Origin of the sequence: Neorhizobium huautlense (assembly GCF_002968575.1) — a bacterium.
Classification (GTDB): domain Bacteria; phylum Pseudomonadota; class Alphaproteobacteria; order Rhizobiales; family Rhizobiaceae; genus Neorhizobium; species Neorhizobium huautlense.
Genome location: NZ_PVBM01000005.1, coordinates 145,919 through 165,638 on the forward strand (window position 1 = coordinate 145,919; position 19,720 = coordinate 165,638).

The window sequence follows — 19,720 nt, forward strand, 5'->3', positions numbered from 1 at the left end:
GGTGCTCCGGACCTCAGACGGTCTGGAGCACCCGCATTTCGTCGATGGGCTGGGGGCCGCCGATACGCTTCAGAAGCAGGCGGCCCATCAGCAGCCCGGCCTCCGCCAGGTCCTCGTAGATGGTTTCGACCCGCGGCCTGATCTGGTCGAAAAGGCCGGAGGTTTGTTTGGCCACCAGGCGCACATCCTTCCCCAGTTCGAGATGATGGTCATAGGCTGCGGCCATGACCGATAGAGCAGAAACCTCCCCGCCGCAGATAAAGCCATCCGGCCGTCCCGGCTCGCCCATCCGGCGGAAAAGATAATCGCGGATATCGTCCGATCCGCTGTCGAGCGTAACGTCTCTGGCGATCTCGAACGCGACCCCTTCCTCCCGCACGGCTGTCATGAAACCGTGCCGCATGTGATGGGCGAACGTGAAACGCTCGGGCGGCAGGATGATGAACAGCTTCCTGCAGCCCGCCGCGATCAGTTTTCGCGCCGCCAGATAGGCAAAACCATAGTTGTCGTAATCGACGTATGGATGGGCGGTCGCCAGTTCCGTCCGACCGTGACAGATAAATGGAAAATTGTTTTCCATCAGCAGTTTTACGCGTTCGTCCGACGGTTCGGTCCGGGTGAAGATAATGCCGTCGGCCATGCGGTTACGCATGATATGCCGGACCGGGTCGGCCTGCGGCGTGTCGGAGAAATGCGGCGTGATGACAAGGTGATAAGGTGTGCCGCGGAGCGCTTCCGTCAGCCCTTTGATCATAGAGGTGGCATAGCTCAGGATTTCCTCGTGAGGATCGAGGACGAGGCTGATGACGTTGGTGCGGCCTGTACGCAGGCGTTGGGCGGCACGGTCGGGCAGATAACCGATCTCGCTTGCCACCTGCCGCACCCGCTGGCGTGTCTCCAGGGCTATCTGCGGCGCATCGGCGAGCGCACGCGACACCGTGGTGACGGCAAGGCCCGTCAATTCGGCGATGGTTTTCAGGGTGGGCTTCGCGTTGCCGCCGGCTTGCCCGGATTCCCGCTCCGGCTTCGCCCGCCGACCCTTCTCCCCCAGGTCTCCCAGCGACATCTCCTTCTTCCTCCGTTCCCGCCCAAAAAACCAAGGCAAGCGTCATCTATATCGTTACAAATTTTTTCGGCTACGCGGAATTTTTTCTCGATTCGGGAGAAAAATTTCGAGTTTGGGGGAAATTCGCATTTAATTCAATCTGTTATCGGTATGTCCGATTGCTGTAGAAATCTCCGTGTCCGGGTTGACACCCACCGCATTTATATCGTTATAAATCGAAATATCCGGAGAGGAGCCCGGATGCAAAGGGAGATTCTCAATGAATATTCGAATGATCAGAAAACTCGCCGCCGGTGCGGCGATCATCGCTCTGACGGCCGGTGCCGCCAAGGCAGCCGAAAGCGTCGAAGTCCTTCACTGGTGGACCTCGGGCGGCGAAGCGGCGGCGCTCAACGTCTTGAAGGAAAACCTGCAGAAGGAAGGCGTTGCCTGGAAGGACATGCCGGTTGCCGGCGGTGCAGGTTCTGCGGCGATGACGGCTCTGCGCGCCCGCGTCACCGCCGGCGATCCGCCGACCGCCGTTCAGCTCCTCGGTTTCGACCTGAAGGACTGGGCGGAAATGGGCGTTGCCGCAAACCTCGACGAACTCGCCACCAAGGAAGGCTGGGACAAGGTCATTCCGGCTGCACTCCAGGACTTTTCCAAGTATGACGGCCACTGGATCGCGGCTCCGGTGAACATCCACTCCACCAACTGGCTGTGGATCAACAAGGCCGCCCTCGACAAGGCCGGCGGCAAGGTTCCGACCAATATCGACGAGTTCATCGCCCTGCTCGACAACTTCAAGGGCCAGGGCCTTACCGCGCTCGCTCATGGCGGCGTTCCGTGGCAGGACGGTACGCTCTGGGAAGCGGTCGTTCTCTCCGTCGGCGGTCCGGACTTCTACAAGAAGGCCGTTCTCGACCTCGATCCGGCTTCGCTTTCCGGCGACACGATGAAGAAGGTCTTCGACACCATGTCGAAGCTCAGGACCTATTTCGACCAGAATTTCTCGGGTCGCGAATGGAACCTCTCCACCGCCATGGTCATCGAGGGCAAGTCCGGCGCCCAGCAGATGGGCGATTGGTCGAAGGGCGAGTGGCTGCGCGCCAACAAGAAGCCGGGCACCGACTTTGTCTGCATCCGCTTCCCCGGCACGCAAGGGTCCGTTCTCTTCAATGCCGACCAGTTCATGATGTTCGACGTGGGTGACGATCAGCGTGCCGCACAGCTCAAGATGGCTTCGGCCGTCGAAAATCCGGCATTCCAGATCGCTTTCAACACGGTGAAGGGTTCGGTACCTGCCCGTACCGACATCTCGGACGAGAAGTTCGACGATTGCGGCAAGAAGGGCATGAAGGATCTGGCCGAAGCAGCCACCAAGGGCACGATGATGGGCTCGCTCGCCCATGGTTATGCCCAGCCGGCCGCCATCAAGGAAGCCATGCTCGACGTCATCACCCAGCATCTCAACGGCCAGCTCACGACCGACGCGGCGCTGAAGCGCCTGCCGGAAGCGGTCGCTGCCGCCAAGTGATGGCATAGTTGAAGGCTAAGGTGAGGGGGTTGCCGACGGCGATCCCCTTACTTGTAATTTCAGCATCTTAGCCAAAGGCTAGGTGTCAGATTTTGTTGGTGAGAGGATAGCTCACGTATCCTCGGAACTGTTATTCCTCCCGCCCTCATCCGGAGGTCATGATGACGACAATCGAGCCGGTGCCCGCCCTGACGCCCAATGGAATCCCAAAAAGACAGGGCCGATCATTTGCGGACGGATTGCGCAACGCGCTGCCGAAGATCGTCCTGGCGCCGTCGTTCGCGGTCATCCTGGTTTTCGTCTACGGGTTCATCCTCTGGACGATCTATCTGTCGTTCACGACCTCCCGCATCATGCCGGTCTACAAATGGGGCGGTTTTGACGCCTATTTCCGTCTCTGGTCGCAGCCCAACTGGTATGTGGCCATGCAGAATCTCGCAATCTTCGGCATTCTCTACATCGGCATCTGCATCGCGATCGGTCTGTTCATCGCTATCCTGATGGACCAGCGGATCCGCGCCGAAGGCGTGTTGCGGCCGATCTTTCTCTATCCGATGGCGCTCTCCTTCGTCGTTACCGGCACGGCCTGGAAATGGTTCTTGAACCCCGGTCTCGGGCTTGAGAACACCATGCACAATCTCGGCTGGGAAAGCTTCAAGTTCGACTGGCTGGTCAATCCGAAAATGGCGATCTACACCGTCGTCATCGCCGGCGTCTGGCAGGCCTCGGGCTTTGTGATGGCGATGTTTCTCGCCGGCCTCCGCGGCATCGACGGGGAGATCGTCAAGGCGGCGCAGATCGACGGCGCCTCGACAGTATCCATCTATCGCCGCATCATCATTCCGCTCTTACGCCCCGTCTTCCTGTCCGCCTTCATCGTGCTCGCGCATATGGCGATCAAGTCCTATGATCTGGTTATCGCGCTGACCGGTGGCGGGCCGGGCAATGCGACCGAGCTGCCGTCCACCTTCATGTATTCCTATACCTTCACGCGCAACCAGATGGCCGTCGGTTCGGCGAGCGCCGTCATGATGCTGATGGGCATCACTGCGATCATCGTGCCCTATCTCTATTCGGAACTGCGGGAGAAGCAGTCATGAGCGCGGCCAACGAAACCGTCAGCGCCGGCCAGGCCCGCGCCGCCCGCTATTTCATCTATGCGGCCCTCGTCGTGCTCGCACTCGTCTACCTCCTGCCGCTTTATGTGATGCTGATCACCTCGCTGAAGTCGCTCGACGAGATCCGCGGCGGCGACATGCTGGCCCTGCCGGGCTCCCCTTCGATCGCCGCCTGGGTCAAGGCCTGGGGCGAGGCCTGCATCGGGGTCAGCTGCGTCGGCATCAAGGGTTATTTCTGGAACTCCATCAAGATGGTGGTTCCGGCCGTGCTGATCTCGACGCTGCTCGGCGCCCTCAACGGATACGTGCTGACGAAATGGCGATTCCCCGGTCATAAACTGGTTTTCGGCATGATGCTGTTCGCCTGCTTCATTCCGTTCCAGGCGGTTTTGATTCCGATGGCGCGTCTTCTCGGTCTCCTCGGCCTTTCGAATTCCACCACGGGCCTCGTCATGGTGCACGTGATTTACGGCCTCGGCTTCACGACGCTGTTCTTCCGCAACTATTACGAAGCTTTCCCAGACGAGCTGGTGAAGGCAGCGATGATCGACGGCGCCGGCTTCTTCCGTATCTTCTGGCGCATCCTGCTGCCGAGTTCCGGGCCCATCATCGTCGTCACGATCATCTATCAGTTCACCAATATCTGGAACGACTTCCTGTTCGGCATTTCGTTTGCGGGCGGTGAGGCCTCACCGATGACGGTGGCGCTCAACAACCTCGTTTCCTCCTCCACCGGCGTCAAGGAATACAATGTCGACATGGCCGCGGCCGTGTTTGCGGCATTGCCGACGCTGTTCGTTTATATCGTCGCCGGACGCTACTTCGTGCGCGGTCTGATGGCCGGCGCAGTCAAGGGCTGACTTAGGGATAACCGTCAATGAGCTTTCTTGAAATCAAGAACATTCGCAAGAAGATCGGCAATGTCGAGATCCTCAAGGGTATCGATATCGATCTGGAAAAGGGCGGCTTCCTGGTGCTCGTCGGCCCTTCAGGTTGCGGCAAGTCGACCCTCCTGAATGCCATCGCCGGTCTCCTGCCGCCGTCGTCCGGCGATATCGTCATCGACGGCCAGGTGATCAACGACCTGCATCCCTCGCAGCGCGACATCGCCATGGTCTTTCAGTCCTACGCGCTTTATCCGAACATGACGGTGGAACAGAACATCGCGTTTGCGCTTGAAATGCGCGGCATCGAGAAGGCGCAGCGCGAGGCCGCGGTAAAGCAGGTGGCTAAAACCCTGCAGATCGAGCACCTGCTGAAACGCCGTCCGAGCCAGCTTTCCGGCGGCCAGCGCCAGCGCGTCGCCATGGGCCGCGCGCTCGTTCGCCAGCCGCGGGTCTTCCTATTCGACGAACCGCTATCGAACCTCGATGCGAAGCTTCGTGTCGAGGTGCGGGCCGAGATCAAGGCGCTTCACCAGAACACCAACGCCACCATCGTCTATGTTACCCACGATCAGATCGAGGCGATGACGCTCGCCACCAAGATCGTCGTCTTGAAGGAAGGCATGGTCCAGCAGGTCGGTACGCCGGCGGAGATCTACAATCACCCGGCCAACCTGTTCGTCGCCGACTTCATGGGCTCGCCGGCAATGAACATGCTGAAGGGCAAAGTGATGTCCGCCGCCGGCGCGCAGGGCATTTCGCTCTTCGGCAACGAAGGCGTCAAAGTCGCCATGCCGCCATCGGTTACGACAATCCTACCCGACGGCAAGGAAGTCATTCTCGGCCTGCGTCCGGAAACGATCACCGATGCCGGCCTGGTGGATCCCGAGGCGCGCGCCACGGCCCAGATCGCCGCCGACGTCATCATGGTCGAGCCGACCGGTTCGGATACTTTTGTCACCGGCAAGCTGGACGGCGCGAGCTTTACCGCCCGAACCCGCTCCGACGTGCAGGTGAAACTCGGCGAGAAGTTTCCCTTCTCCTTCAACCTGGACAAGGCCGTCGTCTTCGATCCCGAAAGTGGCAGCCGCATCGGCTGACGCGCCCGTCATTGACGTTTGCGCGATCAATCGGACGTGGCTCCGTCCGGGGCTGTTTCTCGCGAAGCCGCACTCTTGTCGACCACCGAATTCGAGGGCTTGGCTCCGCGAAAGCCCGGAACAATCCGGAGGAGGCTGCGTTCGGTTTGTGTTCCGTTTGGAACGGAACCAACCAGGTCGAGGAGACAAACAATGGCTAACGGAAACTATTCTCAACCGGGCCGGTATCGAAACGACCGGATGCGAGGCGAACGCGATTTTCCTCGCGAGCCGTCCGGTGATTATCGCCCGGGAGACACGGGGTACGTCCGCGGTTTTGGCGACAATCAGCGAAGCGGCGACAATTTTCCCGGCGATCACGAATACGGCCGGGAGGATGGCGATCGCTCGCGGTTCTCCCGCTATGGCCGGGGCGAGCAATGGGCCACCGACGACTACGGTTATGACCCCGGCTACGGTGATACGGAGCGCTCGCGAATATGGGCGCGCGACTCCTACCGGGGCAGACCCTCTTCATTCAGCTATGAACCCGGCCGCGGTCGCGTGAACCAGGCCTATGGCGAGCAATACGGTTCGGACTATGGTTACGGCGGCGAGAGCCGGCCGCGCTACGGCCAGGAGCACCGGTTCCGCGAAGAAGAGGACTATGGCCGCAAACGTGGCTTCATGGAGCGGGCAGGCGACGAGGTCGCTTCCTGGTTCGGCGATGAGGAGGCCGAACAGCGTCGCGCGATGGATGAACATCGGGGAAAGGGACCGAAGGGTTACCAACGCTCCGACACCAGGATCGAAGAAGACGTCAACGACCGTCTGAGCGATGATCCCATACTGGACGCTTCGAACATCTCGGTTACCGTGAAAGGTGCGGAGGTCACCCTCGACGGCTTCGTTTCCAGCCGCTGGGACAAACGCCGGGCCGAGGATCTCGTGGACGGTGTTTCGGGTGTACGGCATGTGCAGAACAACCTGCGCGTCAACAACGCTCCGACCGACACCTTGACAGGTTCGACGACCATCTGATCCGGTCGGCAGGCGCCACTGGACCGCTTTGCGGAGGGGTCCAGTCCTCGAAGTCGATGATAAAACCCCTTTCGGCGAACCCTCGCGGAAAAGACACATTGTCAGCAATCAATCCTTGGCCCGACTTCCAAAACCAGTTAGAAGTCCTGTGCTGCATATATTAGTAGATGGCGGGATACATAAATGAACATGAGGGCGGACGGCAGGCCACGTGCGCCGTCTTTTCGGGTTAACTCCAGGAAATGTTAAGAATTTCGCGGTTTTTCCCGATTGCGCCCATTGGCGCGTATCTGGTTGCGCTCGCAGCCGGTGTGGCTCTGCCCCTGCTGATCTTCGTCGGTTATCTGATGATGGAGCTGGAGGCGAACGAGCGCGAAATCCTTGCCAACGACACGGCTGAGGACGCACAGCTCATTGCTCGCGCCGTCGATCGCGAGCTGCAGGATATGGCAACGACGCTGCGGATCCTCGTGACGTCGCCGGAGCTTAAAAACGGGGACCTGAAGTCATTCCACAACAGGACCCAGACCAGCCTGCGCTCCAATTCGCTGTATGTGCTGGTCGTCGATGCGGATGGGCAACAGAAACTCAATACGCGCGTGCCCTTTGGAACTCCCCTCCAGAAGGTTTCCAATCCAACGGCGCTTCAGTCGGCGCTGCGCAGCGGCGTGACCGAAGTTTCCGGCGTCTTTTTCGGGGCAACCAGCGGCAAGCATGTGTTCAACATCACCATGCCGATGCCCACCGAAGTCTCCGGCGCCGGTGCGGCGATGGTCATCACGCAGAATGCCGAGGATCTACAGAAGCTGATTTCCGTGGAGAGGCTTCCCGCAGGCTGGTCCGTCGCCATCGTCGACGGCCTGGGAAATGTAGTTACGTCCGTCGGGGCCGACACATTCGCCTCAGGCTCTGCCTTTCCCGCAAATACCCTGAAACTGATGACAGGTTTCAAGGGGACCATCGAGGACATGAGCGGTGACCGCAGGCAGATGTATGGTTATGCGCAGATCACCGGCTGGACCTGGAAGGCGGTCGTCTGGGGCCCGATCGATACGGCGCAGGCGAGCATTCTCACCACATGGCGGCAGTTGATCGGGGGCGGCGCGATCTTTCTCGCCGTCGGCATGTTGATCGCCTGGCTGGTCGGGCGTCAGCTTCGGATTCCCATCCGGCAGCTCGCGCAAATGGCTGAACGGATGGGCAGGGGCGAGATCGTTTCGCCCATCGAAACGAAAATCCGCGAAGCCAACCAGGTTGCGGTGGCTCTATCGAACGCATCCTTCGACCGCAGCCAGGCGGAGGACCGCATCCATCTGATCCTGCATGAGCTCGTACATCGCACGAAGAACATCCTGACTCTGGTGCAGGCCATGATGCGTCAGCTGGCGCGCAAGGACACCACCATGGAGGAGTTCCAGAGGGCTATCAGTGGCCGGTTGCAGGGGCTCGGCAAATCCATCGAAGCACTTGCGAAAGAGCAGTGGTCGGGGGTTTCGATTCGGCGAGTCATCGAAATCCATCTCAGTACCTTTGGAGAAGTGGCCGAGCGGGTCGAACTTCAGGGAGCGGATTTCACGCTCAAAGCCGAAGCGGTACAGAATCTGGGCCTCATCCTGCATGAGCTTGCGACCAATTCCGTCAAGTACGGTGCGCTTTCGGTGCCGCACGGCAAGGTCCGGATCGCCTGGAAGGACGTGGTCAAGGATGATGAGGACGAGGTAAAGCTGCGCCTGGTGTGGGAAGAAAAGAACGGGCCGCCGGTTCATGAGCCCTCACGCACCGGCTTCGGCACCACCATCGTCAAGCGCCATGCGGCAGCGGCTTTTGGGGGGGAGGTCGAAATCGATTTTAATCCCGGAGGGCTTTGCTGGAGGTTGACCGCGCCGCGTGCCGCGTTCGAGCGAGGCGAGGGCGCCGACGATCTGAGGGACATAGCGATTTAGCCGACAACCGGAACGAAGGCGTCGCTTTGCCGTTAATCGGCCATGGACGCCATGCTCACCACAATCGACATCGATCAGGATACCCTTCAAACAATCGGCCTTACCTATGTCAGCGATACGGAACCCGGCATCCGCAGGCTCCGGCGCGGCAAAGGGTTCTGCTACCGCCTGCCGGACGGAGCGCTGCTGACTGACGAGCGGGAGCGGCGAAGGATCGCAGCGCTCGGGCTGCCGCCTGCCTACGAGAATGTCTGGATCTGCCTCGATCCTCGCGGCCACCTGCAGGCAACAGGGTATGATTCCCGCGGCCGAAAGCAATACCGGTATCATCCCGACTGGCAGAGTTTCCGCAGCGAACGAAAGTTCGACCAGCTCTTGAAGTTCGGAGAGGCGCTGCCGCGGATTCGCAGCCGGGCGAAACGGGATCTGGCACTTGGTCTGGATAAAACCGAGGCCGTGATTGCTGCGCTGGTCGCGCTCCTGGATGCGACGCACCTGCGGGTGGGAAACCAGGCCTACGCAAAAGAGAACAGGACCTATGGAGCAACGACGCTCTTGAAGCGTCATATGACCCTGTCGGACGACGCGGTCCTCCTGCGCTTCACGGCGAAGGGCGGGAAGAGGGTACGGCACACGCTGAAGCATCCGCGCCTGCAGCGCATCCTGGAGGAGATAGCGGATCTGCCCGGACGGCAGCTGTTTTCCTGGCCAGATGAACAGGGCGTGCCTCATTCGGTGGATTCAGGTCGCTTGAACGCCTACCTTGCCAAGGCGGCGGGTTTTCCGGTGTCGGCAAAGACATTCCGGACCTGGGGCGGGAGTCTCACCGCCTTCAACGCTGCCTGGGACTTCATGGAAAGGGAAGGAAAGCCTCCAAAGATAAAATTGATGGCTCACGCGGCTTCTGACGCGTTGCACAATACCCCGGCGGTTTGCCGCTCCAGCTATATCCATCCAAGCATTTTGGAGCTTTCTGAAAACACGGCGCCACTGGAAAAGATAATGACAAACAAGGCGGAGCTGAATGTTCCGAGGGGCTTGAGGGAAAGCGAGGGCCGATTGGTGGCCTTTCTCCGGGAGGTTTCCCCGGAGAACCCGCCGATGACCGCCCGCGAAGCACTGCGGGCGGCTGTTGGAGAGCTGGCGAAAACTTAGGCCGCGCGGCGATCGTGGGGACCTTCTTGAATCTCCTCGACGATCTTTTCCACGAACTGGGGAAGATCCTTTGGCGATCGAGACGTGATGATCCCGTTGTCGACGACCACCGCCTCGTCCTTCCAGGACGCGCCGGCATTGCGGATGTCGGTGCGAATGGAATGGTAAGAGGTAGCCTTGCGGCCGCGAAGCGCATCCGCTTCCACCAGCAGCCAAGGGCCGTGGCAGATCGCGGCAACCGGCTTGCCGCTCTTGACGAAGTCTCGCACCACCTTCACGGCTTCTTCATTAACGCGCAGAAGATCTGGGTTGATCTGCCCGCCGGGCAAAACCAGGGCGTCGAACTCCTCCGTCTTCACATTCTTCGCCTCGAGATCGACGGACACGGTATCGCCCCAATCCTTCTCGTCCCAGCTCTTGATCTCGCCGGTTTTGATGGATGCGATCTTGACGGTGGCGCCTCGCTTCTTCAACTCCTCCAACGGAACCCGAAGTTCCGATCGTTCATAGCCGTCGGTGGCCAGAATAAGGATGGAAGCGGAATCGATAGCGGTCATTCATTACTCCTTCGGTCGATTTCGTCCGGCTCCTTCACAAGCGGCCTGAGGAAAGGTCACGGCCGTTGATCGACGCCGGAACGCTGATTTCATCGCGGGGCGACTTAGGTAGAGGCAGAACCACGGCCTCCGGCACCATAACCTGAAGCTCTTCGGGGTGTTCCACGGCAAAAGTCTTCTTCTCGTGCCGGATTCCGGTCAGCCTGTTCCTGAGCATCTTGAAAAAGTGTCGCATGTTGATTTCTCCCGTCGCGAGGCAAGGGCGTCCGGCCCTCTCACGAAGGAGCAAACCCATGCGGTAGGGAATCGTTCCAACTTTTTCTCAGAACGTTACAGAAAGTTATCGGGGGCCTGGAACAAAAGCGGGCAAGCCGCGTTCTTGGCCGGATGTTCGCGGCGTTGCCGCAAAACACTTGCCAGGTATCGGCCGAAATGAATGATGACCGCTTGGCTGCCTCCGGCCGGCCAATTCGATCAGGACCAAGCCTGGGCCGCCACGGCGTCTGTCGACGCCATCACCTCCTCCTTTTCGTTTTTCCGCCGCTCGCGTCATGCTCGGGAGCGCAATCCGCGCTGGATCCCGCAGGACCCGAGGCGGCAGGCGTCGCCACGCTCTTCTACACGATGCTGATCGGCGGGATCGTCATCTGGTGCGGCGTTGTCGGTCTGCTCTTTTACGCGGCACGCAAGCGGCGGGCGCATTCGACGAAAAGTGCCGGCCAGTTGGTCCTGTGGGGTGGAGCCGTTTTTCCGACCGTGGTGCTTGCGGCGCTTCTGACCTATGCCGTCTGGCTGATGCCGGTCATGCGGCCCTGGTTTCAGGATGATGCAAGCGGCATGCGGCGCATCGAAGTGACCGGCGAGCAATTCTGGTGGCGGGTCCGGTATCTCGGTGAGGACAGCGGGCCCGTCTTCGAGACGGCAAATGAAGTGCGCATACCCGTCGGCGAGCGGGTGGTTTTCCTGTTGAAGTCGCCGGATGTCATCCATTCCTTCTGGATCCCGGTGCTCGGGGGCAAGATGGACATGATCCCCGGGCGCGAAAACCGGTTGACGCTTGTCGCCGAAAAACCGGGCACCTATCGCGGGGTCTGCGCCGAATTCTGCGGGCCGTCCCACGCGCTGATGGCTTTTACGGTGCATGCCATGGAGCCACGGGCTTACGAAGCCTGGCTTTCGGCGCGGAAAAACTCGTCGGGTGCTGACGCGGAGGGCTTGGCACTTTTCCTGAGGCACGGCTGCGCCGCCTGCCATGCTATTTCAGGCACCGAGGCGCGCGGCACGATCGGTCCGGATCTTACCGCCTTCGGAGAACGCGGCAGCGTCGGCGCCGGGTCGCTAGCCAATACGGCCGAACATATTGCGCGGTTCATCCGCTACCCGGACGGCGTCAAGCCCGAGGTCCGGATGCCTCATTTCTCCATGCTGCCGGATGCGGATGTCGAACGGATCGCAGCTTACCTGAAAGGGCTACGATGACCCCAGAGCTCGGCAATTTCTCGGCCGAAGAAAGGGCGGCCCAGGAAGAACGGCTCCGCAAGGTGTGGGAGACGCCGAAGGGGCTCCGTTACTGGACATCGGTCAACAATAGCGAGATCGGCCTCTGGTACGGCGTGACTGCGTTCGCCTTCATGCTGTTTGCCGGTCTGCTCGGGCTTTTGATGCGCCTGCAGCTCGCGGTGCCCAACAACGATCTCATCTCGGCGGATCTCTTTAACCAGGCCTTTACGCTGCACGGCACAGTGATGATGTTTCTGTTCGCGGTGCCGATTTTCGAGGCGATCGCCATCTTCCTGTTGCCGTCGATGCTCGGCGCCCGCGAATTGCCGTTCCCGCGTCTCTCTGCTTTCGGCTTCTGGAGCTTCCTCATTGGCGGGATCTTCGTCTGCGGTTCGATCTTCTTCAATGCGGCGCCGAATGCCGGTTGGTTCATGTATCCGCCGCTCGCGACCGACAAGGAATATTCGGGCATCGGTGCGGATATCTGGCTGCTCGGCCTCTCGTTCATCGAGGTGGCGTCGATCGCCGCGGCCGTCGAGATCATCGTCGGCATCATGAAATGCCGGGCTCCGGGTATGCGCATCAACCTCATGCCGATGTTCGCCTGGTATCTCTTGATCGTCGCAGGGATGATCCTGTTTGCCTTCCCGCCGCTGATCGCCGGTGACATCCTGTTCGAGATGGAGCGGATGTTCGACTGGCCGTTCTTCGATGCCAAGAGGGGCGGCGACCCGCTCCTTTGGCAGCATCTCTTCTGGATCTTCGGCCATCCGGAGGTCTATATCATCTTCCTGCCCGCGATCGCGTTGATGGCGATGATCGTGCCGACCTTCTCGCAGCGGCCGATCGTCGGTTATTCCTGGATCGTGCTGGCGGCCGTCGGCACCGGCTTCCTGAGTTTCGGGCTCTGGGTGCACCATATGTTCGCGACCGGCCTGCCGCAGATTTCGCTGGCCTTCTTCTCCGCTGCGTCCGAGGCCGTGGCGATCCCGACCGGAGTGCAGATCTTCGTCTTCATCGCCACGATGCTTGCCGGCCGGGTGATCTTTTCGGTGCCGATGCTGTTCGGTGCCGGCGGCGTCATCATCTTCGTGGTCGGCGGATTGACCGGCGTGATGGTGGCGCTGGTACCTTTCGACTGGCAGGCGCACGACACCTATTTCGTCGTCGCGCACCTTCATTATGTGCTGATCGGGGGCATGCTGTTTCCGGTGGTTGCCGGCATCTATTATTATTTCCCGTTCGTAAGAGGCAAGAAGCTCAGCGATGCCTGGGGCAAGGTGGCGTTCTGGCTGATGTTCTCAGGCTTCAACATTGCCTTCTTCCCCATGCATTTTTCCGGCCTGCGAGGCATGCCGCGTCGCGTCTTCACCTATCCGGAGGGCATCGGCTGGGATTGGTTCAACCTGGTCTCCACGATCGGCGCCTTCATCTTCGCCTCGGGTGTGGCAATCGTCGTCACCGATATTCTGAGGCCAAAGCCAAAACCGACGGCGCGTAATCTCAATCCCTGGAATTCCGGCACGCTGGAATGGACGAACGATCCTGACGAGAGCTGGGGCATGCGCTCGGTGCCGGTCATCACCAGCCGCTATCCGCTCTGGGACCAGCCGAACCTGCAGCGCGATATCGAGGCGGGCCGCTTTTATCTGCCGGATGCGAAGTCGGGCAAGCGCGAAACCCTCGTCACCTCGGTCCTGGATGCCGATCCGATCCAGTGCCTGCGGGTCGGCGGCGTTTCCTATGTGACGATCATCGCGGCGCTTGCGCTCGGCGGGGTCTTTATCGCGCTCACCTTCCATTGGTGGATCACGACCATTGTCTGCGCGATCATTACGTTCGTGGCCATCGTCGTCTGGCTGTGGACGGGGACGGCGCCGATCCCGGAGGAGCCGGAGATCGATGTCGGGCTCGGGCTCAAACTGCCGATCTATGTCTCGGGTCCGGCGTCGGTCGGCTGGTGGGCGATGTTCATCACCATGGTGGGTGACGGAACGGCCTTCGCCAGCCTGATCTTCGGCTATTTCTTCTACTGGACGATCCATGCGGATTTCACCGCCGCGGCACAGGGGCCGGGCATCTTATGGCCGATGATCGCGCTGGCGCTCTTCGTCGTCGCGTGGGCGCTGACGGTGCTTGCGCGGGAGCTCAATGAAAAGGGGCCGGTCGGGGCACGGCTCGCGCTGGTCGCGGGCTTCGTCGTCACGGTCGCAGCGTCGCTTGCAGGTCTGGCGGGTCCCTATTTCCACGCCATGGATCCGACCGCCAACGTCTATCCCGCCACCGTCTGGATCCTGGCAATCTGGACGGTGACGCATGGCGCCGTCGGCGCGATCATGCATCTCTACTGCCTGGCCCGCAGTTTTGCCGGCAGGATGACGGCGGAATACGATCAGGATATCCGCAATGTTACGCTCTACTGGCACTTCATGGCCGTCACCGCCGTGACAACCTTCGGCGTCATCGGCCTCTTTCCGATGGTGATAGAATGAAGAGCTTCATCCCGCGCGAGGTCGAAACCCTCTGGACGCTGTTTACCGCGCCCACCGTCTGGGCGCTGCATTTTGTCGTATGTTATGCGGCGGTCGCCATCTTCTGCGCCAAGGGGCTGGCCGAAGAGATTACCTTCGGCACCCTGCGGTTCGCGTTGGGGGTCTTCACGCTGCTGGCGCTGGCGATGATCGTGCTGTCCGCCTATCTCGCCTGGCGGCAATGGGGTTTCGGATCGGGAGATCCTCCGCACGACGCGGCGACGCGGGAAGATCGAAAGTATTTTCAAGGTTTTGCGACGCTTCTCCTCTCCGGCCTCAGTTTCGTCGCCGTCGTCTATGCCGCCATTCCCTTGATCTTCATCGCGGAGTGCCAGCGTTGAAGCGGGCGGCCTGGGTTTTCGGCCTTGTCCTGCTTCTCCTGCTCTGGGCGTTCCTGCTCCCCTTTGCCGACCGGGGCTCCTTTTCCGTCCACATGATTGCGCATATGGGTGTGGTGGCAGGTGCTGCACCGCTGATTGCCGTCGGCCTTTCGGGAACCCGCCTCGACTTCACCGCCGGGCGGGCCTGGTTGACACCCGTGCTCGCCTCGCTGATCGAGCTGGTCGCTGTATGGGGCTGGCATGTGCCGGCCGTGCGGGCTCTCTCGGAAACCTCTACCGTCGTCACGGTGCTGGAACAGCTTGTCTTCGTGGCTGCGGGATTGACGCTCTGGCTGACCTGCCTCGGCGGCGCCACCGGTGGCCGTGAAGAGCGGCGGCTTGCCGGCACGGTCGGGCTTCTCTTCACATCGATGCATATGACATTGCTTGGCGCGCTTCTGGCGCTTTCGCCGCGGCCGCTTTACGGTGACGGGGAGGTAAGCTGTTTCGGTGTCGTGCTGAATGCCGGGACGGACCAACAGATAGGTGGCGTGGTGATGCTGCTCGTCGGCGCGGTCGTCTATCTGGCCGGTGGCGTAGCGCTCCTGGCTCGCACGCTGAACATTGATGCGCCAAAGCCTTTGGGGAGGAGGGGCCGATGACGATCCCGAGGAAATACCTGATTGCCCTTGTCGTGGTACTGCCGTTGCTCGGCATGGTTTTCGCCTGGTCGGGACTGATGAGCGTCAGGGCGAGCACGGGCCACTGGGGCGTGACGGACTGGTTCCTCCACTGGGTGATGAAGAATTCGGTGCGCACCGCCGCACTGTTCGTGGAGGTTCCGCCGCTCGACGATCCGGCGCTTCTGCCACCAGCCGCCGGCCACTTCGAGACCGGCTGTGCTATCTGTCACGGCTCGCCGGCGCAGGGGCGGTCCGATGCGGTGCTCGCCATGCTGCCGCGGCCGCCCGACCTGAAGATGGTCGTGCCGACCTGGACCGATGCCCAGCTTTTCGAGATCGTCAAACATGGCGTGCGCTTCACCGGCATGCCGGGCTGGCCGACCGGGCTGCGCGATGACGAGATCTGGGCGATGGTCGCTTTTCTGCGCAAGCTGCCGGAGATGGACGCAAACGCCTATCTGCAGGTGTCCGGCCTGCACGGCATCGGCCATGCGGGCGAGGTCTCGCCGCTGCCGATCACCTGCGAGAGCTGTCATGCGGAAAAGCGGCTTACGGAAGGCAGTATCGTTCCCAGGCTTGCCGGCCAGTCGGAGGCGTATCTGCTCAACAGCCTCAAGGCTTATGCGGAGGAAAAGCGTCCGAGCGGCATCATGCAGGTGGCAGCCGGCACCTTGCCGGAAGAGAGCCTGCCGGAGCTTGCGAGTTATTACGCCAAGCAGGCGCCGCCTGCACGACAGATCGGCCAAGGCGATCCGCAATTGGTCGAAAGGGGGCGGGAGCTGGCAGAAAGAGGAAGGCCGGCTGACAAGGTGCCGGCCTGTCTGAGCTGTCATGAAAAGGCCGGCGGCAACCCGGCCTATCCGCGCATATCGGGTCAGACCGCTCCTTACCTGGAGCGTCAACTTCGCCTCTTTCATACCGGTGCCAGAGGCGGCGGCCCATTCAGTCACCTGATGACCGAGGCAGCCAGAAGTCTAAAGGAAGAGGATTTTGCCGCTCTCGCGGCCTTTTTTGCCAGCCGCGAGAGCAGGGGCCCTTGAGTTCAGGCCACTCTCTCCTCCCCAGGAGCTTTCAAAATCAGACTGGAATGACGAGCATGTAGCATGCCGCGATCACAAGAACGAAGCCTGCCGCCTCTACCCATTCCCTGACCATAGACGCCTCCATCGCTTCCCTAGCAAGTGAACGAGAAAACACCATTCTAGTTCCACGAAATGGCCATAAACGTGGCGGGATTGCCATAAATGTGAAGCGCTACGGTTAACGACGTTTCAACGGTCGTCCGCCTCTGCCCGGGCGCGGGCCGCTTCGAGTATGGCGCGCACTTCACGCGCGGCGGAATTTTCTATCGCAAAGGTATCTTCGGGCATGACGCCCGGATCCTCCTCATTGTCCTTGAAGGTGGCATCGTCCCTCAGCCGCCTCAGAAACGAGGAGATGGTGACCTCTCCGCCGATCATTGCCGCCAGAAGCTCGATCATCAGCTCCCGGTGTGCGTTCAGGCGTCCTTCCAGTTCCTCGGGTGTCAGCGCCGACATCTCAATCCTCCTGACGAATTCCGTTGCTCAAGGAGATAGGGGACCGTTTGACGGAGGGAACAATCGCCCGGACCGAAAGTTCATCCCTTAACAAAGATAGGGAGAACGACCATGGCGGACTTCGTCAGATCAGGGGCAGGACATGGAGAACGGGACGTGCGCGACCGTCTGATCCTTGCCCTTTACGCCCAGCTGAAGGCGGAGCGGCAAACCCGGGAAGCGCTCGAATATGTGATCCGCGAAGGCGCGATCTCTCCTGAGGTATTGGAAGCGATCGCCAGTGATCCGGTTCCCGTCGCAGCGGCGGAAGATGTTGCCGCGGTAGAGAAAGTCATCGCACTCGATGCCCATCGGCGCCGGGGTTCCGTCAGCAATCTCGATGGAGAAGAGAAAAAATGAAACGCCTGATCCTTGCCCTTTCGACGGTGGTTCTTTTGAGCGCGTGCAGCGACAACAACGAAAAACAGAGTGACCCGATCAACAACACGCCGCCGCAGCAGCCAAACAACACGGCACCCGCGGACAAGGATCCCACGCCGCAAACAAGCACCGGCGGCCAGAGCCCTGCCACATCCCCGTCCGGGACAACCAGCAATCCACCCGTAACCCCTGCGCCGGCAGGCTCCGGCAATCCATAGATTTTGAAGCCCTAGGGAACGATTTGTTGTGCGGCACCATTATCAGGCGGAAACTTGGAAGGGTGCCGCATGGACACGAAATCGAACCATTTCACAGTGGAGCCGGGATACTGGCATCAGCTCGGCGCCAATTACGACGGCGAGGGGGTCAACTTCGCGATCTTTTCGGCCCATGCCGAACGGATCGAGCTATGCCTGTTCGACAATAGCGGCAAGATCGAAATCGCGCGGCTGGAGCTGCCGGAATATACCCACGAGGTCTGGCACGGCTATGTGCCGGGCCTCAAGCCTGGCGCGCTTTACGGATATCGCGTCCACGGCCCTTACGATCCGGAGAATGGCCATCGGTTCAATCCCAACAAGCTGCTGATCGATCCCTACGCCCGCGAGCTTGTGGGCGACGTCAAATGGAATGAGGCCCATTTCGGCTACGATCTCCTGCACGAGGATAAGGATCTTACCTTCGACGAGCGCGACAGCGCACCGTTCATGCCAAAGTGTCGAGTGATCGATCCCAACGAGTTCGACTGGCAGGATCAGAACCGGCCGAACATTCCCTGGCCCGCCGCCGTCATTTACGAGACGCATGTGAAGGGCTTCACTCAGCTCAATCCGGCGATCCCGAAGGAATTGCGCGGCACGTTCGAAGGAATGGGCCACAAGGCTTCGGTGGACTACATCAAAAGCCTCGGCGTTACCTCCGTCGAGCTGATGCCCGTTCACGACTTCCCGGACGACCAGCATCTGCTCGACAAGGGTCTCAAGAATTTCTGGGGCTACAATACGCTCGGCTTCTTCGCGCCGGCCTCCCGTTATTACGGCCCGAGAGGCATCCAAGGCTTCCGCGACATGGTGCGCGCTTACCACGACGCGGGAATCGAGGTCATTCTCGACGTGGTCTATAACCATACCGCCGAAGGCAACGAGCTTGGGCCGACGCTTTCCTTCAAGGGCATCGACAATTTTTCCTATTACCGGACGATGCCGGACCAGCACCGCTACTATATCAACGACACAGGCACCGGGAATACCGTCAACACGTCCCACCCTCGCGTGCTGCAGCTCGTGATGGATTCGCTTCGCTACTGGGTCGAATTCATGCATGTCGATGGCTTCCGCTTCGATCTCGGGACGATCCTCGGGCGCGAGCCGCAGGGTTTCGACCAGCGCGGCGGCTTCTTCGACGCCATGACGCAGGACCCGGTGCTGTCGAAGGTGAAGCTGATCGGCGAGCCTTGGGATATTGGGCCTGGCGGCTACCAGGTCGGCGGCTTCCCGCCGGGGTGGGCGGAATGGAACGACAAGTACCGCGACACGGTACGCGAATACTGGAAGGGAACGAATGTCTCGACCGATTTCGCTGCCCGCCTGCTTGGCTCCGGCGATCTCTACGACCAGCGCGGTCGCCGGCCTTGGGCGAGCGTCAACTTCATCGCCGCGCACGACGGGTTCACCCTTAACGACCTTGTTTCCTACAACGAGAAGCACAACGAGGCGAACGGCGAGGACAACAACGACGGCCATAACGACAACCGCAGCTACAATTACGGTGCCGAGGGGCCGACCGAAGACGAGGACATCAACGCGGTCCGCGACCGTCAGAAGCGCAATTTCCTCGCGACGCTGTTCTTCTCGCACGGCACGCCGATGCTGCTTGCCGGGGACGAATTCGGCCGCAGTCAGATGGGCAACAACAACGGCTATTGTCAGGACAGCGAGATCTCGTGGGTCCATTGGGAGGATTTGCCGGAGACCTGCGAGGCGTTGCGCGAATTTACGCGCCACATCATCAAGCTGCGCAAGGAGCAGCCGCTTCTCAGGCGCGAGAACTGGCGCGACGGACTGGAGATCAAATGGTTCAATGCCGGCGGCGGCTTTCAGACGCCGGAACAATGGGACGAGGGCTCGACGCTCGGCCTCTATATCGGCCGGCCTGATCTTCGGGAGGAGGAAGGCATCTGGCACGACGTGTTGCTGCTCTTCAATCCGTTCGAAGGCAATGTGCCGTTCCGCATCCCACAGTTCGGCGAGGGCGGCTGGGTGCTGGAACTCACCACCTCCGATACCGCCAGGCATGGCCAGGTGATCACCAAGGAAAAGGATTTCGAGCTCGAAGGCCGCAGCCTGGTGTTGTTCCGCAGACCGTAAAGG

Annotated in this window: 19 protein-coding genes; 15 read left to right on the top strand and 4 right to left on the bottom strand. The window is 60.7% G+C overall.

The genetic code is table 11. The features are described 5' to 3' along the window. Positions 1 to 13: 13 nt before the first annotated feature. Entirely contained in the window at positions 14 to 1,066 is a 1,053-nt protein-coding gene (locus tag C5L12_RS07715; RefSeq protein ID WP_105371447.1) for a LacI family transcriptional regulator, read from the bottom strand. A gap of 259 nt (positions 1,067 to 1,325) precedes the next feature. Between C5L12_RS07715 and C5L12_RS07720 the strand changes: the two genes are divergently transcribed. The 7 genes from C5L12_RS07720 to C5L12_RS07750 all read left to right on the top strand — a co-directional run bounded on the left by C5L12_RS07720 (position 1,326) and on the right by C5L12_RS07750 (position 9,802). Next, the gene (locus C5L12_RS07720; protein ID WP_105371448.1) at positions 1,326 to 2,582 is read left to right on the top strand and encodes an ABC transporter substrate-binding protein; all 1,257 of its coding nucleotides are present in this window, start codon (positions 1,326 to 1,328) and stop codon (positions 2,580 to 2,582) included. 158 nt (positions 2,583 to 2,740) lie between these two features. After that, positions 2,741 to 3,682, top strand: coding sequence for a carbohydrate ABC transporter permease (locus C5L12_RS07725; RefSeq protein ID WP_425350753.1), 942 nt, complete (start codon positions 2,741 to 2,743; stop codon positions 3,680 to 3,682). Next, positions 3,679 to 4,560 (top strand): carbohydrate ABC transporter permease, encoded by an 882-nt coding sequence (locus C5L12_RS07730; protein ID WP_105371449.1) that lies wholly within the window; start codon positions 3,679 to 3,681, stop codon positions 4,558 to 4,560. The genes C5L12_RS07725 and C5L12_RS07730 overlap by 4 nt, the downstream gene beginning before the upstream one ends. A 17-nt stretch (positions 4,561 to 4,577) precedes the next feature. Beyond that, complete coding sequence (locus C5L12_RS07735) at positions 4,578 to 5,684, top strand: ABC transporter ATP-binding protein (RefSeq protein ID WP_105371450.1); 1,107 nt, start codon at positions 4,578 to 4,580, stop codon at positions 5,682 to 5,684. 192 nt (positions 5,685 to 5,876) lie between these two features. Then, a complete protein-coding gene (locus C5L12_RS07740) occupies positions 5,877 to 6,704 on the top strand; it encodes a BON domain-containing protein (protein ID WP_245422805.1) in 828 nt (275 codons plus the stop codon). A 242-nt stretch (positions 6,705 to 6,946) separates the two neighbouring features. Beyond that, a complete protein-coding gene (locus tag C5L12_RS07745; protein ID WP_105371452.1) occupies positions 6,947 to 8,647 on the top strand; it encodes a sensor histidine kinase in 1,701 nt (566 codons plus the stop codon). 69 nt (positions 8,648 to 8,716) lie between these two features. Then, complete coding sequence (locus tag C5L12_RS07750) at positions 8,717 to 9,802, top strand: DNA topoisomerase IB (protein WP_165924137.1); 1,086 nt, start codon at positions 8,717 to 8,719, stop codon at positions 9,800 to 9,802. Here the strand turns inward: C5L12_RS07750 and C5L12_RS07755 are convergent. Next, positions 9,799 to 10,359 carry a type 1 glutamine amidotransferase domain-containing protein gene (locus C5L12_RS07755; protein WP_105371453.1) on the bottom strand — a complete coding sequence of 187 codons (561 nt, stop codon included), beginning with the start codon at positions 10,357 to 10,359 and terminating at the stop codon, positions 9,799 to 9,801. The genes C5L12_RS07750 and C5L12_RS07755 overlap by 4 nt on opposite strands. A gap of 34 nt (positions 10,360 to 10,393) precedes the next feature. After that, on the bottom strand, positions 10,394 to 10,594 hold the full coding sequence (locus tag C5L12_RS07760) for a hypothetical protein (RefSeq protein ID WP_105371454.1): 201 nt from the start codon (positions 10,592 to 10,594) through the stop codon (positions 10,394 to 10,396). A gap of 197 nt (positions 10,595 to 10,791) precedes the next feature. Between C5L12_RS07760 and coxB the strand changes: the two genes are divergently transcribed. Genes coxB through C5L12_RS07780 form a run of 5 tightly spaced genes read left to right on the top strand, consistent with a single transcriptional unit; the run spans position 10,792 to position 16,433 of the window. Beyond that, the gene (gene coxB / locus C5L12_RS07765) at positions 10,792 to 11,838 is read left to right on the top strand and encodes a cytochrome c oxidase subunit II (protein WP_105371585.1); all 1,047 of its coding nucleotides are present in this window, start codon (positions 10,792 to 10,794) and stop codon (positions 11,836 to 11,838) included. Continuing rightward, complete coding sequence (gene ctaD / locus C5L12_RS07770) at positions 11,835 to 14,351, top strand: cytochrome c oxidase subunit I (protein WP_105371455.1); 2,517 nt, start codon at positions 11,835 to 11,837, stop codon at positions 14,349 to 14,351. The genes coxB and ctaD overlap by 4 nt, the downstream gene beginning before the upstream one ends. Next, positions 14,348 to 14,731: a hypothetical protein gene (locus C5L12_RS28715; protein WP_245422806.1), complete on the top strand. Its 384-nt coding sequence runs from the start codon at positions 14,348 to 14,350 to the stop codon at positions 14,729 to 14,731. The genes ctaD and C5L12_RS28715 overlap by 4 nt, the downstream gene beginning before the upstream one ends. Continuing rightward, complete coding sequence (locus C5L12_RS07775) at positions 14,728 to 15,372, top strand: cytochrome c oxidase assembly protein (protein WP_245422807.1); 645 nt, start codon at positions 14,728 to 14,730, stop codon at positions 15,370 to 15,372. Before C5L12_RS28715 ends, C5L12_RS07775 begins: the two co-directional genes overlap by 4 nt. After that, complete coding sequence (locus C5L12_RS07780; RefSeq protein WP_105371457.1) at positions 15,369 to 16,433, top strand: c-type cytochrome; 1,065 nt, start codon at positions 15,369 to 15,371, stop codon at positions 16,431 to 16,433. Before C5L12_RS07775 ends, C5L12_RS07780 begins: the two co-directional genes overlap by 4 nt. A 231-nt stretch (positions 16,434 to 16,664) precedes the next feature. Here C5L12_RS07780 and C5L12_RS07785 read toward each other — a convergent pair whose 3' ends face one another. Continuing rightward, entirely contained in the window at positions 16,665 to 16,931 is a 267-nt protein-coding gene (locus C5L12_RS07785) for a hypothetical protein (RefSeq protein ID WP_105371458.1), read from the bottom strand. Between the two features lie 111 nt (positions 16,932 to 17,042). Here C5L12_RS07785 and C5L12_RS07790 point away from each other — a divergent pair, with 111 nt between their 5' ends. The 3 genes from C5L12_RS07790 to glgX all read left to right on the top strand — a co-directional run bounded on the left by C5L12_RS07790 (position 17,043) and on the right by glgX (position 19,717). Then, complete coding sequence (locus tag C5L12_RS07790) at positions 17,043 to 17,330, top strand: hypothetical protein (RefSeq protein ID WP_105371459.1); 288 nt, start codon at positions 17,043 to 17,045, stop codon at positions 17,328 to 17,330. Next, on the top strand, positions 17,327 to 17,569 hold the full coding sequence (locus C5L12_RS07795; RefSeq protein WP_105371460.1) for a membrane lipoprotein lipid attachment site-containing protein: 243 nt from the start codon (positions 17,327 to 17,329) through the stop codon (positions 17,567 to 17,569). Before C5L12_RS07790 ends, C5L12_RS07795 begins: the two co-directional genes overlap by 4 nt. A gap of 69 nt (positions 17,570 to 17,638) precedes the next feature. Next, positions 17,639 to 19,717 carry a glycogen debranching protein GlgX gene (glgX, locus tag C5L12_RS07800; protein ID WP_105371461.1) on the top strand — a complete coding sequence of 693 codons (2,079 nt, stop codon included), beginning with the start codon at positions 17,639 to 17,641 and terminating at the stop codon, positions 19,715 to 19,717. Positions 19,718 to 19,720: the final 3 nt, after the last annotated feature.